Genomic DNA, 14,859 nt, shown 5'->3' on the forward strand with positions numbered 1-14,859 from the left:
AATCGCTTCCTACGACAAGACGCGTTTGGTTGTCACTACTTGAACAATCTTACCCTCTTGCATCAGGGAGCTGATTTCATTCATAATTTTTGCTTCCAGCTTGTTCACACCTTCAGTTCCTTTTATGTCTTCTGGTGTCAACCCCGCCAATGTTTTAATAATTACCTGATTGACTTGCGGCAAACGCTGCTCCAACTCTGTTTTGGCAGCAGTACTGTCAGCCGTAATGCTAAAGCGTACGATCATGTAATTATTCGTTAGCAAGTTCGTAGTAATTTCGCCAGTGTCAACGGAGAACTCTTTCATTTCCTCTGCCGTGAGTGGCTTCACTTCTTGCTCTTCCGTCGAAGCTGTTTGCGCAGCTGGAGAGAGATAGGTTTGCCAGAGAACAAACGAGATCACTCCCAGTAGCGATATCGCGATGATAATGATTAGAGCCATGTTAAACAATCGATTTTGAAACATCGCTAATGCCTCCCGCTATTCATTTGAATCACCCGGCATTTTCGGTACAGATGTTGCCGGAGGAACATTATGATAAAAAGCCTGAACACGTTCAGCGATGGATTCCACCGAATCCTTCACGATGTACTTTCTGTCGTTGAACAGCGTAATTACGCTATCCGGAGTTCCTTCAACAGTTTCAATGTGAGTGATGTTCAGATAAAAAGTAGAACCGTTAAACCGCGTTAACTTAATCATCGGCTGCTCCTTTCCGGATCAAGCTGGGGAAGGCTTAGAACACTTCCCCGGCTTTTCCGTTAAACGAAATTATCGTTTCAGGTTCACCAGTTCTTCCAGTACTGTGTCGGATGTCGTGATGATCCGAGAGTTTGCTTGGAATCCGCGTTGTGCCACGATCATTTCTGTAAATTCTTCAGAAAGGTCAACGTTGGACATTTCCAGTTGGCCTGCGATGATGTTTACACTTGCATCTCCTGGAGTGACAGGAGTATCAGGGGCTCCTGCTCTCGCACCTGCATTAACTGTGTTCTCATAAAGAGAGTTTCCGATTTTCTTTAAGCCACCAGGGTTGTTAAAAGTCATGACACCAATCGTAATATCTGAGGTAAGTTCCCCAGCATCGTCAACCGTTGTAATGACACCATCTTTCCCGATCGAATAGGAGACGACACCAGCCTCCTGATCAATCTGAATTGGCGTTCCACCAGAATCTAGCAATTTGTATCCCTGTGGATTAACCAAGAATCCCTGAGAGTCACGAGTAAAATTACCCGCACGTGTGTAGTAGATAGGTGAATCATCACTTGCTCTCACCATAAAAAAGGCGTCTCCCTCAATGGAAAGATCTGTTGGCAAGTTTGTTGTCATCGGGCTACCAGTTGAAAATACAGTATCAACGGAGGCAATAGATGAACCCAGACCAATTTGAAGCGGGTTTGTTCCTCCCTTATCATCTGTTGAAGCCCCAGCCCCTTGAACGTTTTGGCTCAAAATATCTTGGAACATAACACGACCCTTTTTGAAGCCCACGGTGTTTACGTTCGCGATATTGTTACCAATAACATCCAGCTTAGTTTGAAAACCGCGCAAGCCTGAAATACCTGAGTACATAGAGCGAAGCATTGTTATTTCCTCCTTTACCTTCTCAATTACAGCGGCTACTTCTGTCAGTCAGTAGCCGAATGGGCTTCCTCAAAAGAAGGTCCAGCCCGTAAACAGCCACCTACACGAAGACGGCACTGTCAATGTTTGTAAATACGTTATCCTTCATGCTGCCATCGTCTACGACGGTAATAATTTTCCGATTTACGATGCTCACGACGTAGGCCACATTATCCATCATAATGAGAGACTCTCTGGCGCCTTTGGCGGCTGCTTTTTGCACAGCGGATTCCAAACGCTCCATCTGCTGTCTTTCTAGTGTAATGCCCCGCTCCTGCAAGCGATTGACGGCATGTTGACTGAAGCTAAGTGACTCCGCCTTGGTTGTAGCTCCAATCGATTCCGTCAAATACTGCTGAAATAGCTTGTTGCTTCCCGAAGCAGTTTGGGTAGTAGCTTTTGCGACGTGATTCGTTTTCGGAGGAAAATAGGGTTGCCCCACACGAAAATGGGTCATGACACTTCCTCCTTTATCCAATCCTAGACGATGTCGTCAATGCCGCGAGCCGTTTCCCGCAATCGATTCCATAGCACTTCTGTTGATTCATTGCTGTCAACTAGGGCATCGATAGCAAATTCTTGCTCGTCTTTATCTTGCTGTTGTCGATTCTCTTGTTGTTGTCGTGCCTGTTCACGCTGCTGTTGAAAGTTAAAAGTGGTATCCTGCTGCTGGTTTACTTCCAAGCGATCAACCTGCAAGCCTTGTTGTGCCAAGGCAGCTCGAAGCTGTGGAAGTTGATTGTCCAGCATTTCTTTTCCAGCTTGTGTTTCGGCATGGAACTGTGCTGTAATCACACCATTTTGGGAAGTAATTGTTACATCTACTTGTCCCAGGGCTTGTGGATTGAGAATCAGCCTTGCCTCATGTATGCCATTATTTTGCGTCAACTGCATTTTGGACACGAAAAGTTGCGTGACTTGCTGTGTCAGTTGATTGGCGTTCACATGATGTGTTGGTACTGACTGCTGTGAAAAGGTTTGGACAGATTGTGTCTGTGTATTAGGTGAAGTAATAATTGGTGTCTGACCATTTCCATTCAACTGACCCTCTTGAGCATCGCCCTCTTGATTCAAAAGGCCGGCTTGCAGGGTAGGCTGTACAGTTTGAGACTGAATCCCTGCCTCCAGCTTGTAAGCCGAGAGACCTTGGTTCAATCGGAGTGAAGAAATCGTCTTAAACGTGTCCTGCTGGGTTGTGTTCATGTTTCCTAACACATCAGATCGCAGGTTCAGTGCACTTCTTTTTGACTCATCAGCATTTCCTTTTTGATTCTTCAGGGATTCGAGAAGAGCTGCCAGCTTATTCAGTTCGTCTGAAGTTGCTTCCCCTTTTTTCAGGTTAGCTAGAATCTGCTTTAAATCCTCACTCACTTGACCAGCATCTCCTTGCGCTTTACCCAAGAGCTGATCAACCGCATCTGCAAATTTTTGCTGGGCATCAGTCGGTAATTCGTCTTGCGTAGCTTGACCAGATCCAAGCAATTGGGCTAGTAATGCCATGAGATCAGCTAATGCTTGCATATCCTCTTCACTTAAACCCTCGGACGCAACCGTTGTCTCTTCTGCGTTCCCCACCTGATCCATCACTTGCATCAATTGCATGGAAAACAATTGACCTAAACCAGTTCCTTCCGCATTCGCTACAGGTGTCGCTGTTACAGATCCTGCTGATCCTACTGCAGGGGTCAAATTGGCCACATTCATCTCGTTCACCTCCTCTTTTTGATTTGTTGCTTATAGAAACGAAAACAGATGATTACTCCATCTATTTTCGAAGCAACTCTGTCGTGATGCGAGCCGCCAGATTGTCATCTTCTTTCTTGTCATCATTGGCGATCGCAGAAAGAGTTTGCGCCCGTTTATCCACAGGCAAATTTTTCATTAAGGCAATGGCTTGGCTCTGGTTTGTCTTCATCAGTGAACGAATGATAGCAGCTCCATCAGCTGGAGGCATTTGTGCGAATGTCTTTTTTAGATCCTCTGCAGATTCAGAACCATCACGCGTATCGCTTAATGCCTTTGTCAGTACATCAACACGTTGTTGCAAAGCCGCAATGTCATCATCTTTGTTCACTACTGAATCTTTTAATAAGATCGAAATATCGGCTGCTTTCTTCGGTTCCATCTTGGCCAAAATGTCTGCCTGTTGTGCAGGCTTCATTTTTGTCATGACGGTAACTGACTCTTCCAGTTTTAGATTTTCAATGATGGCTGCCGCATTCTTTGGAGACATGGTTGTATACACTTTTGCCAAGTCTGTAAATTGCTTTTGACGTTCTTCCTCAGTCGCACGCTTGTCTTCCATTGCCTGGTTTACATCATCGAGTTGCTTTTCCAGTGCCGCAATGGTCGCGTCTTTCTTTGCTGACTCTTCTTTTAAAGCGGTAATCTGCTGCTGGTTTTTTGCATGATCTTGCTGTAGGGTTGCCACTTGCTTGTCCATATTAGGTTGTTCTTCTGAGTCGGGAGCTGTCGCATATTCGTCTGGGACTAATTTTTCCACGTACGGTATGGAGTTAGCCCAGTGGAGAACATTTCCTAACACGTTTACTCCGAGCAAACTCAGGAGCACACCGCCAAGGAGGCTGGCAAACAGTGCAGGAATGACAATCATATAAAAGAACCATTCCCACCTGCCGTATTCCCGTTCTTCTTGGATTTCTTCCATTTGGAACCTCCCTCAGTAGCTTCGGCGAAGATAGAGCTGCGTACCGATCTCATCCAACTCTTTTTGCTCTCTCTGCTTCTGGTCGTCCAGAAATTGGTGGAACGACTTTTCCCGAAGGCGTTGCCATAGTTTGGATTCTTTCATACGTTCCGTCAATCGTGATTGACAGCGTTCCACATCCTGTTCACAACCATGCAAGGTACGTTGCTGATTCTGAATGGATCTCGCAACAGTTTGCTGATATTGCGTTATGGAAATGAGCTGCGCAGCACTGCATGTTTGCATCTGTACTTCCTGGAGCTTCAACGTCATCTCGTCATGATGCTCAGTTAGTTGAGAAAGCTTCCACTCTTCTTCGTTTTTACGCTGGATCGACTTTCCGAAAGCCCACTCTGCTTGTTCTTTTTCTTTTTCCTTTAAATCAAGAACTTTTTGGAGATGAAACTGAAACACACGCACATTAGTTCACTCCTCCGAAATGAGCTGTCAACGCTTGGATAGCGCCCTGCAAAGTAGACGGTTCGTGTGTTCCTTGTGCCGTAAAACCAGAAATGATATCACGATAGCGAATGGCTGCATCGATTTCCCGATTGCTTCCCGGCTTATACGCCCCAATATTTATGAGGTCCTCCGCTTCACGAAACGTAGCCAAATGTTTTTTCAGCTGACGAGCAGCATCCAAATGGTTACTATCGACGATTTCATTCATGACACGACTTACGCTCGCCATCACATCAATGGCAGGAAAGTGACCTTTATGAGCGATTTTCCGGTCGAGAACGATGTGACCGTCCAAAATCCCCCGCGCCGCATCCGCAATTGGGTCGTTCATGTCGTCAGAATCAACTAATACGGTATAAAAGGCAGTAATACTTCCCTTATCTGCTGTTCCGGCACGCTCCATCAGCTTTGGCAGCATCGCAAACACCGATGGCGTATAACCACGCGTAGCCGGCGGTTCTCCGATTGCCAAGCCCACCTCACGTTGTGCCATCGCAAAGCGCGTGACGGAATCCATCATGAGCATGACATTCATTCCACGATCGCGGAAATATTCCGCTATGGAAGTCGCAATCATCGCTCCCTTAATTCGAATCATGGCAGGTTGATCGGAAGTAGCCACGACAACAACAGACCGCTTTAGTCCTTCTTCCCCAAGATCCCGCTCGATAAACTCCATGACTTCACGACCGCGTTCTCCAATGAGACCAATCACATTGATATCTGCCGTAGTATTTCGGGCAATCATTCCCATCAATGTACTTTTTCCTACCCCTGATCCAGCGAAGATACCTACCCGCTGACCTTTCCCGATGGTAAGGAGACCGTCTATCGCTCTCACTCCCACACTCAATGGTTCTTGAATGCGCGGTCGAAGGATAGGATTTGGCGGCATATTGTTGGTAGGATAGGACGTCAGCCCAAATGGCAGTGAACCTTGGTAGGGGCGCCCCAGTCCATCGAGGATCGAACCCAATATTTCAGGTCCAACTTTTACATCTAACGAACGTCCTGTCGCGACCACATCACAACCTGGACCAATTTCGGTCAATTCACCTAATGGCATTAGCAGCACTTTGTTTTCGCGAAAGCCAACGACCTCTGCGATGATCGGTTCCTTTGTGTTAGCCGGATATAGATGGCATATCTCGCCTAATTTCACTTCCGGCCCTTGCGATTCAATGGTGAGTCCAACAACCTGTGTCACTTTGCCATTCACACGCATCGGATCTAATCCATGTAGCATGTGCTTGTATTTCGAGAGATCTAGGGTGCTCATGGAGCTTCACTTCCTCTGGCAATCGTAAGCAGGGCCTGCTTAATCTCCTCCATTTGTGTATCGATGCGGGCATCGACACTTCCCAAGGCAGTACGGATAACACATCCACCATCTTGTACGGTATAGTCAGGATAAATGGATAGTTCAGCTTGTCCATCTAACAATTCCAGAAAGCCAGCACGATGCTCGAGCACATAATCGAAGTACTTATGGTTGACGCACACCGTAATCTCGCCATGAACACGGGAGCGACGGAGTGCTTTTTTGGTCATTTCCAGGACTTGCTCGGGATGCTGTTGCAATTCCTGTCCAATGATTTTTTTAGCGATTTCTATGCTGAGTTCCACTACAAAAGGCTCCGCCTCAGCGATAATTTGTTTTTTCTCGGCAAACGCCTGTTCCAGGATGGTTTTTGCTTGGCTGAGTGTATCTGTTTGCTCCGCGTACGCCTCACGTTTACCGACTTCGAAACCTGCCTCTTGCCCTTCCGTCATAGCCTGTTCTTGCACTTGCTGAAACAGTTGTGCAGCTTCCTGACGCTTTTGTTCCCACCATTCATCCATCTGAGCAAGCGTCTCTTGTCTTAATTGCTCTGCTTGCTCCGTAGCTTGCTGCAAGATGTTTTGCGCGGTTTCTTCCGCATCAGAGATGATCGTTTTCGCCTCGATCTCAGCTTGATTAAAAATTTCTTGATTTTCTTGCAACCTTTCAGCAACTTCCTCCGTCTTAAGTGGTACAGGCGTTACCGAGAGGAGAAAAGATTCCTCAGAAGGCCGATAATTGGCGCTTTTGATAATCCTAGACAATGATATCATCTCCTCCACCGCGGGCGATGATGATCTCACCAGCCTCCTCTAAGCGACGGATAATTGCAACGATACGAGATTGTGCCTCTTCGACGTCGCGAAGTCGAACTGGGCCCATAAACTCCATTTCTTCTTTGAAGGTATCCGCCATCCGTTTGGACATGTTCCGGAAAATAACTTCCCGAACTTCTTCGCTGGATACTTTGAGAGAAAGTTGCAGATCGGCATTTTCCACATCGCGGATAACGCGCTGAATCGAACGGTTGTCGAGTGTAGCAATATCTTCGAAGACGAACATACGCTTCTTGATTTCTTCTGCCAGCTCTGGATCTTGAATTTCGAGGGAATCCAGAATCGTGCGTTCGGTTCCACGATCGACACCGTTGAGTACAGCCACGATCGCTTCGATCCCGCCTGCCTGTGTGTAATCTTGGGTAACAGTGGCAGAGAGCTTTTGTTCCAATACCTGTTCAACTTGAGCGATTACTTCCGGTGAAGTACTATCCATAGTCGCAATTCGTTTCGCAACCTCTGCTTGACGTTCTTGCGGAAGAGCCGACAGGATCATGGCTGCTTGTTGAGCCTCCAGATAAGAAAGCACCAAGGCAATCGTCTGCGGATGCTCATTTTGGATAAAGTTAAGGATTTGACCTGGGTCAGCTTTTCTAGCAAAGTCAAACGGTCGAACTTGAAGGTTTGCTGTCAATCGATTGATAATATCCATTGCTTTGGTCTCACCCAAAGCTTTTTGCAAGATTTCTTTGGCGTATGTAATCCCGCCTTGTGCAATTACCTCTTTGGCAACTGCAATCTGGTGAAATTCAGATAAAATTTTATCTTTTTCATCCGTATCCACTTTTCGCACATTGGCGATTTCTAATGTCAGTTGCTCGATCTCATCCTCACGCAAATGCTTGAACACCTGGGCAGAAACTTCCGGCCCGAGTGAGATGAGGAGGATAGCTGCTTTTTGTCGTCCTGACAACTCTTTAGCGCCGCGAGCCATACCATTCACTCCTTAATCTTCTGCTAACCATGTACGAAGCAGAACAACAAACTCATCTGGTTTGCTTCGCGCCAATTTTTCAAGTTGCTTTCTGACCACTACCTGGTCTCCATCTTCTTGGTAAATCAAGTCTGGTATTTCGCCCGCGTTTAACGGTGTCAGCAAATCTGGCAAATCCTCTTCTTCTTGTTGCTGTTTCGCTTGACTGCGTCTGCGATAAACGAGGAAGGCAACAGCAGCAAGTGCCAAGACTGCAATACCACCAACTGTCCAAAGAACAGCAGGACTTAGCGCACTGGAATCCTCAATCTCAGCTTTTCCTGAGAACTGACGAGGGAGTACAGAAATATGCTTGTCCAACTCAGTATCCGATAAATCAGTAACCTGATCACTTAAAGTGACACGAACAACATTGCGCAACACTTGTTTAATGCTCTCGAGAGTAGCAGCATCCAACGTTCCACCAGCTGGCGGTTCTACGCCAACGTTGATTGTGATGTCTTCGATCTTGTAAGGACTTGATGTAACATTTCGTGTGATGCGATTTACTTCACGGTTAATCGTATCATTCAACTCTTCGTACTGACTGTTACTTCCTTGTGGGGTAGCTCCCGGGTAGTTCGGAACTGCATTGTTATTGGTTCCTGCAATTCCCCCTGGAGGTTGACCTTGTCCAGAGAAGGCTTTTGATAATTTTTGAGAAGAAATGATAAGTCCTTCGTTATTCTCTTTGTCAGGGGCCTCAACGATGTTCTCTACGCGATTTTCTTTGTCAAAGTTCATTTTGAGGAACGTATGGACGATGACTTTATCGCGTCCCATGATTGTACCCAACAAGTTGTACAGGTTTTGTTGAATTTTCTTTTCAACATCTGCTTTGATTGTTTCCTGTTGTTTAAAGCTACTCAATGTTCCTTCGCTTTCATTACCTTCGGAACGTTCTAGTGGATTGGAATACTGGTCTGTAATCGCGATCGCTTCCATCGGCAATTTCGGAACGCTTCGGGAAACAAGCAGATAAAGCGAGTTAATTTGCTTTTGATCAAGCGTTGTTCCAGGTTCAACATCCACGATAACAGAAGCCGTCGCTTTATCTGGAGTCTCCGTTACCCAAACGCTTTCCTGCGGCAACGTAATCATCACTTGTGCTGATCGTACACCTTTTACACGTTCCAGCATCTTGCGTAGCTCTTGTTGCAATGCCTCTTTCTTCATGACATCAAATTGGCGATCCGTCACTCCAAGGGTACTGGAGAAAATTTCCGCATTAATTCCTGCTTGACTCGGAATACCTTGTGCAGCCAAATCGACAATGACATCCTGTGCCATTTTTTCTGGAACCTCGATACTTGTACCATTCCCCGTGATCTGGTATGGGATTTGTGAAGCTTCCAGCTCTTGCTTGATCGTCCCGATTTCTTGTTCACTCAATTTTTGATTGTAAAGTGGTTTGTACACCGGCTGAGAAGCGATGTATATGTATAGGCCTAGAGAGATCAAGAGGAAAAGCGAAATACCGAGAATCATCCATTTTTGTTTCTTGGAGAACTGGTTCCATTTTGACGTAAACCGGTCTTTGTATACTGCTAAACGTTCGTTCATGTTTCACCTCTCAAAGGATACCAACAACGATCAAATCGACATGCGCATGATTTCTTGATAAGACTCAATCATCTTGTTCCTGACCTGCATAGTCATTTGTAGCATCACGGAAGCTTTTTGACCTGCAACAGTCAATTGGTGCACGTCGGTAATTTCTCCCGCTGCAAACTTGTCGGCAAGATTCGACGATTCTACTTGCGCCTGATTCACTTTACCCATGGCATCCGATAGAAACGATGAGAATTCTTGGGAGACTTCAGCTGGGGTTGGCTTGTTCACGCTCGGTGTACGAATTGGCGTTAGTTGGGAGATTGCACTCATTTCCATTCCTTACTGTCACCCGCTTTACTTAATTTCCAATGCTTTTAGCATCATCGCTTTGGAAGCGTTCAGTGCTGTCACATTGGCTTCGTATGATCTTGATGCGGAGATTAAGTCCACCATCTCTTTCATCGGGTCGACATTCGGCATCAAGAGATATCCGTCTTGATCTGCATCTGGATGAGATGGATCATATACTCGCTTAAACGGAGTATTGTCTTCTTGAATCGCTGTGACCTTCACACCTTGTCCACCCTGACTTCCCGAGACCGTCCCTACGGCTGCTTGCAGGAAGTTATCAAATGTTCCATTTGTTTGAGGTGACAACTCCACCATTTTCCTGCGATATGGCTGCCAGGCCCCATCTACGAAGTTTGCTCGAGTGGTTTCCGCATTCGCAATATTGGAAGAAATCGTATCCAATCGCAAGCGGTTAGCTGTTAAGGCAGAAGCACTTGTGTTAATTCCCTGAAACAAGCTCATCTTTATTTACCTCCACCCTCAATTACACTGCGCAGTTTTTGAAAATGTCCTGCTGTCAATTGTGTTAAACCACTGTACCAAATTTGGTTTTTGGCCAATTCTGTTGTTTCTGTTTCCAAGTCAACATCATTGCCACTGTTCTGAATGAAGTTATTCGGATTGGACACAACCTGTGGTACTGCAACTCCCCCTGCATTTCCAAACGGAATGTGTCGTTGGTTAGTCCGATACGCTTCTAACTTGCCATTCCCCGGTCTTGCGTTCAACTCATCTTGCAGAAAGCTCTCGAAGATGACTTGCTGACTTTTGAATTGAGGGGTGTCTATGTTGGCAAGGTTGTTGGCGATCGTTCTATGTCGCAATGTTGCAGCGTCGAGTGATCTCTCCAGGACCTGCAGATGGTAACTATCCAGCATTTTTCCTTCTCCCCCAATATGAGTCAATTCTTTTCCCTAAAACCACCTATATTTCCTGTAATTTCGACACCCTAATACGATTCAATCATAGCAAAATCAATTTGGACAAAAAAGCCCCTTTTCATGACGTTTTTCAAAATGATTCAATGGGACTAAATCCCTTATCCTTCCTGTTTTTTTACTGCATTTTACAAGGAAACCATATTCAAACCATCGCAAATGTTGCGGCATGCATTAAAAATCAATATATATTTTATGGTAATAATGTGTCGTTTTTTACTTTTGCTAGGACTATAGTCCCATGAGAAAAGGTGCAGCAACCTGAGTTGCTACACCTTTTGTTTACTTTCTTGTAACTTTTCGCAAGGTATATTACGAGGTTTTGAGCTTCTCCAGCTCAGGCAACAGCTTTTCATTCAGCACCTTAATGAAGGTACCTTTCATTCCCAAGGAACGGGATTCGATAACACCCGCACTCTCCAGCTTGCGCAGTGCGTTTACAATGACGGAGCGAGTAATTCCTACGCGATCCGCAATTTTGGAGGCAACAAGTAAGCCTTCTTTGCCTTCAAGCTCTTCAAAAATATGTTCAACTGCTTCCAACTCACTATAAGAGAGGGAACCAATCGCCATTTGTACAACCGCTTTGCTACGCGCTTCTTCTTCGATTGCTTCAGAACGCTCACGCAAGATTTCCATGCCTACTACCGTTGCCCCTACTTCTGCAAGAATCAGGTCGTCATCGACAAATTGATCGTTAATACGACCCAAAATCAGCGTACCAAGACGATCTCCTCCACCCATGATTGGAACAAGCGTGGTCCAACCTGTACGGAATACTTCTTTCATTTCAACAGGGAAAATCGTGTATGGGCTATCTACATCCAGGTTCGCAGATGTTTCATCTACTTTCAGTAACCCCATGCTGTACTCTTCTGGAAAACGACGATCTTCCAGCATTTTGCGCATACGGCTGTTATCCATCTCTTGGTGAATAGCAAAGCCGAGAAGTTTTCCTTTGCGGCTTACAACATAAGTATTTGCTTCAATAACGTCACTCAAAACTTGGGACATTTCATTGAAGTTCACGGCATGACCCGCGGATTTTTGCAACATGCGGTTAATTCTTCGTGTTTTTGACAGTAGATCCATCTGTATTTCCTCCTAATTATATGTGCTGCCTATCCAATGTTATAAAATATATTGACTCAAGTCTTTGTTTCCCACGATTGTTCCTAATTTCTGTTTAACATAATCGGGGGTAATCTGTACAACTTCCAGGTGGATTTCTGGGGCTTCAAAAGAGAGATCCTCCAGTAGCTTCTCCAATATAGTGTGCAATCGTCTAGCACCAATGTTATCTGTGCTCTGATTGACCTCAGCAGCGAGACGAGCGAGTTCCTGAATGGCTTCCGGTGTAAATTCAACTTGCACACCTTCCGTTTCCAAGAGGGCTACGTACTGCTTAAGCAACGCGTTTTTAGGCTCTGTCAAAATTCGGACAAAATCTTCAACACGCAAGCTAGTCAGCTCCACCCGAATCGGAAAGCGACCTTGCAATTCTGGAATCAAATCCGATGGTTTTGCCATGTGAAAAGCACCAGCTGCAATAAACAGAACATAATCTGTTTTGACTGGACCATACTTGGTCATGACAGTTGAGCCTTCCACAATGGGTAAAATATCACGCTGGACTCCTTCACGGGATACATCCGGGCCACGCCCATCCTTACCCGCAATCTTGTCAATTTCGTCAATGAAGATAATCCCGTGTTGTTCAGCTCGACGAATTGACTCCTGCGTAACTTCGTCCATATCCACCAGTTTTTGCGCTTCCTGCTGAATTAATACCTTTCGCGCATCTTTTATTCGCAATTTTCGTTTCTTCATCCGCTTAGGCATCAGGCTACCGAGCATATCTTGCATTTGCATCCCCATTTGTTCTGTACCCGGAACCTGGAACATGTCAAACATCGAAGGTGATTGATCTTCGACTTCAATCTCAATCATTTGCTCTTCTAACTGGCCATTCGTCAATTGCCACATGACTTGTCTGCGTTGCTGCTCAATCGATACTTCTTCTTGATCAGTGGTATCCTGTTGCTGTTGCTGCTGTCCACCAAAGAACATCTCCAACGGATTTTTGAATGAGTTCGACTGCTTGCGAGATGGAACAAGTACGTTCACAATCGCTTCATTCGCAAGCTTTTCGGCTTTCTCTTTCACCGACTCTACTTTTTCCTGTTTGACCGTACGGATAGAAGCTTCCACCAGATCACGGACCATCGATTCCACATCTCGTCCTACATAACCGACTTCCGTAAACTTCGTTGCTTCTACCTTAATAAAAGGAGCACCTGTCAGTTTTGCAATCCGACGTGCAATTTCCGTTTTCCCAACACCAGTAGGTCCGATCATCAAGATGTTTTTTGGAACAACCTCGTCAATCATTTGCTCCGGCAAGCGACTTCGGCGGTAGCGGTTGCGAAGCGCAACAGCAATGGCTTTCTTGGCTTGTGCCTGCCCGACAATGTATTTATCCAAATGCTCTACGATCGTACGCGGGGTTAATTGCTCAAGATTCAGCACAGTAGGTTCCTCCCTTTCGCTCAATTCAACTCATCCACAACAAGATTGTTATTTGTGAACACGCAAATTTCAGCAGCGGTACGAAGCGATGCTTCCGCAATTTCACGTGCGCCGAGATGAGGCGCATATGTTTTCAGTGCACGACCTGCTGCAAGGGCAAAGCTACCGCCAGAACCAATTGCAAGAATCCCATCATCAGGCTCAATGATTTCGCCATTTCCGGAAATAAGCAGCAAATGCTCCTTATTGGCAACAATCATCATAGCTTCCAAACGACGCAAAATTTTATCCATGCGCCACTCTTTCGCCAGCTCTACAGCAGCTCGCTGCAGATTGCCGTGATACTCCTCCAGCTTTCCTTCAAACTTCTCAAAAAGCGTAATGGCATCAGCAACAGAGCCGGCGAATCCTGCTAAAACTTCGCCACGATATAGACGTCTTACTTTTTTGGCACCGTGCTTCATTACCATGCTGTTGCCAAAAGTAACCTGACCATCTCCGGCCATCGCTACAGACCCATTGTGCTGTACAGCAAATATGGTTGTTGCGTGAAACTGTTCCATCACTGATTCCTCCCGTTATGTCGTCCGATTGGCGGAACCTGTATTGCCCGGGTTTGCTCGTGGGTGAGCTGTGTCATATACATGCCGAAGTCGCTCTTTGGTCACATGCGTGTACACCTGTGTCGTCGAAACATTAACGTGCCCCAGTAATTCTTGCACGGTACGCAGATCCGCGCCACCATTCAACATATGGGTTGCAAACGTATGACGAAAGGTATGTGGTGAAACCCGCAATTGAAGAGCGTACGTATCTACGTATTTGTCTACAATCCGTCGAACACTACGGTCGGATAACGGTTCTCCCCGATAGTTAACCAGCAAATTGCCGTGTTCTACTTTTCCTGCCAACAGTTTTTCTCTTCCATGTTCTAGGTATTGCCGAAGAACGTCGCAGGCATAACTTCCAACCGGCACATATCGTTCTTTCGCTCCTTTTCCATAAACCAAGGCGACTCCCATGCTCGGATTCACATCACTCACAGATAAAGTGGTGAGCTCCGTAACACGCATGCCGCTTGCATACAACAGTTCAAAAATCAGCCGATCACGAATTCCTAATGGAGTGGTTGTATCAGGCAGATCGAAAAAAGCTTGAACTTCTTGCGGATATAAAAAGGAAGGAAGTTTCTTCTCCATTTTGGGAGTGGAGACTAGTTGAAATGGGTTCTGTTCCAGTTGACCTTCACGCAACAGAAATCGGTACAAGCTACGCAAACTAGATAGCTTGCGGGCAATACTTCGCCGGGAAAGCCCCCTACCAGCCAATTGCGCGAGAAAGGAGCGACCATGCAAATAAGAAACAGCAGCAAATACGGTGATTTGGTGCTGTTCCATAAAGGAGACAAATTCGCTGATATCTGCCACATACTGCTTCACCGTATGAGGAGAGGCGTTTTTTTCAACTCGCAAATAGCGGGTAAACATCTCAATATCCGCAGAATTTTGTTGCGAAAAGTCCATACGGGATGCACCCTCCTCGAAGCACCTATATAGTAACAC

The 14,859-nt window shown here is 45.8% G+C and carries 18 protein-coding genes; all 18 read right to left on the reverse strand.

The genetic code is table 11. The features are described 5' to 3' along the window. Positions 1-9: 9 nt before the first annotated feature. The 18 genes from HP570_RS02500 to xerC all read right to left on the reverse strand — a co-directional run bounded on the left by HP570_RS02500 (position 10) and on the right by xerC (position 14,820). Positions 10-465, reverse strand: a complete 456-nt coding sequence (locus HP570_RS02500; RefSeq protein WP_173624793.1) for a flagellar basal body-associated FliL family protein — start codon at positions 463-465, stop codon at positions 10-12. Positions 466-480: 15 nt separating this feature from the next. Continuing rightward, on the reverse strand, positions 481-702 hold the full coding sequence (locus HP570_RS02505) for a flagellar FlbD family protein (protein ID WP_015891749.1): 222 nt from the start codon (positions 700-702) through the stop codon (positions 481-483). 69 nt (positions 703-771) lie between these two features. Continuing rightward, a complete protein-coding gene (flgG, locus tag HP570_RS02510) occupies positions 772-1,587 on the reverse strand; it encodes a flagellar basal body rod protein FlgG (protein ID WP_173624794.1) in 816 nt (271 codons plus the stop codon). 100 nt (positions 1,588-1,687) lie between these two features. Further along, positions 1,688-2,083, reverse strand: a complete 396-nt coding sequence (locus tag HP570_RS02515) for a TIGR02530 family flagellar biosynthesis protein (protein WP_173624795.1) — start codon at positions 2,081-2,083, stop codon at positions 1,688-1,690. 23 nt (positions 2,084-2,106) lie between these two features. Further along, the gene (locus HP570_RS02520; RefSeq protein ID WP_173624796.1) at positions 2,107-3,330 is read right to left on the reverse strand and encodes a flagellar hook-length control protein FliK; all 1,224 of its coding nucleotides are present in this window, start codon (positions 3,328-3,330) and stop codon (positions 2,107-2,109) included. A gap of 61 nt (positions 3,331-3,391) precedes the next feature. After that, positions 3,392-4,294, reverse strand: coding sequence for a MotE family protein (locus HP570_RS02525; RefSeq protein ID WP_173624797.1), 903 nt, complete (start codon positions 4,292-4,294; stop codon positions 3,392-3,394). A gap of 12 nt (positions 4,295-4,306) precedes the next feature. Continuing rightward, positions 4,307-4,753 carry a flagellar export protein FliJ gene (fliJ, locus tag HP570_RS02530; protein WP_173624798.1) on the reverse strand — a complete coding sequence of 149 codons (447 nt, stop codon included), beginning with the start codon at positions 4,751-4,753 and terminating at the stop codon, positions 4,307-4,309. A gap of 1 nt (position 4,754) precedes the next feature. Beyond that, positions 4,755-6,074 (reverse strand): flagellar protein export ATPase FliI, encoded by a 1,320-nt coding sequence (fliI, locus tag HP570_RS02535; protein ID WP_173624799.1) that lies wholly within the window; start codon positions 6,072-6,074, stop codon positions 4,755-4,757. Then, the gene (gene fliH / locus HP570_RS02540; protein WP_173624800.1) at positions 6,071-6,889 is read right to left on the reverse strand and encodes a flagellar assembly protein FliH; all 819 of its coding nucleotides are present in this window, start codon (positions 6,887-6,889) and stop codon (positions 6,071-6,073) included. Before fliH ends, fliI begins: the two co-directional genes overlap by 4 nt. Beyond that, the gene (gene fliG, locus HP570_RS02545) at positions 6,873-7,886 is read right to left on the reverse strand and encodes a flagellar motor switch protein FliG (RefSeq protein WP_007719331.1); all 1,014 of its coding nucleotides are present in this window, start codon (positions 7,884-7,886) and stop codon (positions 6,873-6,875) included. Before fliG ends, fliH begins: the two co-directional genes overlap by 17 nt. A 12-nt stretch (positions 7,887-7,898) precedes the next feature. After that, complete coding sequence (fliF, locus tag HP570_RS02550) at positions 7,899-9,488, reverse strand: flagellar basal-body MS-ring/collar protein FliF (protein ID WP_173624801.1); 1,590 nt, start codon at positions 9,486-9,488, stop codon at positions 7,899-7,901. 30 nt (positions 9,489-9,518) lie between these two features. Then, positions 9,519-9,815, reverse strand: coding sequence for a flagellar hook-basal body complex protein FliE (fliE, locus tag HP570_RS02555; protein ID WP_173624802.1), 297 nt, complete (start codon positions 9,813-9,815; stop codon positions 9,519-9,521). Positions 9,816-9,833: 18 nt separating this feature from the next. Continuing rightward, positions 9,834-10,292, reverse strand: coding sequence for a flagellar basal body rod protein FlgC (flgC, locus tag HP570_RS02560; protein ID WP_173624803.1), 459 nt, complete (start codon positions 10,290-10,292; stop codon positions 9,834-9,836). A gap of 2 nt (positions 10,293-10,294) precedes the next feature. After that, complete coding sequence (gene flgB / locus HP570_RS02565; protein ID WP_173624804.1) at positions 10,295-10,708, reverse strand: flagellar basal body rod protein FlgB; 414 nt, start codon at positions 10,706-10,708, stop codon at positions 10,295-10,297. 372 nt (positions 10,709-11,080) lie between these two features. Next, positions 11,081-11,860: a GTP-sensing pleiotropic transcriptional regulator CodY gene (codY, locus tag HP570_RS02570; protein ID WP_015891762.1), complete on the reverse strand. Its 780-nt coding sequence runs from the start codon at positions 11,858-11,860 to the stop codon at positions 11,081-11,083. 39 nt (positions 11,861-11,899) lie between these two features. Next, on the reverse strand, positions 11,900-13,297 hold the full coding sequence (gene hslU / locus HP570_RS02575; RefSeq protein ID WP_269446203.1) for an ATP-dependent protease ATPase subunit HslU: 1,398 nt from the start codon (positions 13,295-13,297) through the stop codon (positions 11,900-11,902). Positions 13,298-13,317: 20 nt separating this feature from the next. Continuing rightward, positions 13,318-13,860: an ATP-dependent protease subunit HslV gene (gene hslV / locus HP570_RS02580; RefSeq protein ID WP_015891764.1), complete on the reverse strand. Its 543-nt coding sequence runs from the start codon at positions 13,858-13,860 to the stop codon at positions 13,318-13,320. 15 nt (positions 13,861-13,875) lie between these two features. After that, the gene (gene xerC, locus HP570_RS02585; protein WP_015891765.1) at positions 13,876-14,820 is read right to left on the reverse strand and encodes a tyrosine recombinase XerC; all 945 of its coding nucleotides are present in this window, start codon (positions 14,818-14,820) and stop codon (positions 13,876-13,878) included. Between the last annotated feature and the right edge of the window lie 39 nt (positions 14,821-14,859).

The sequence above is a fragment of the Brevibacillus sp. RS1.1 genome, assembly GCF_013284365.1.
Taxonomy (GTDB): Bacteria; Bacillota; Bacilli; order Brevibacillales; family Brevibacillaceae; genus Brevibacillus; species Brevibacillus brevis_D.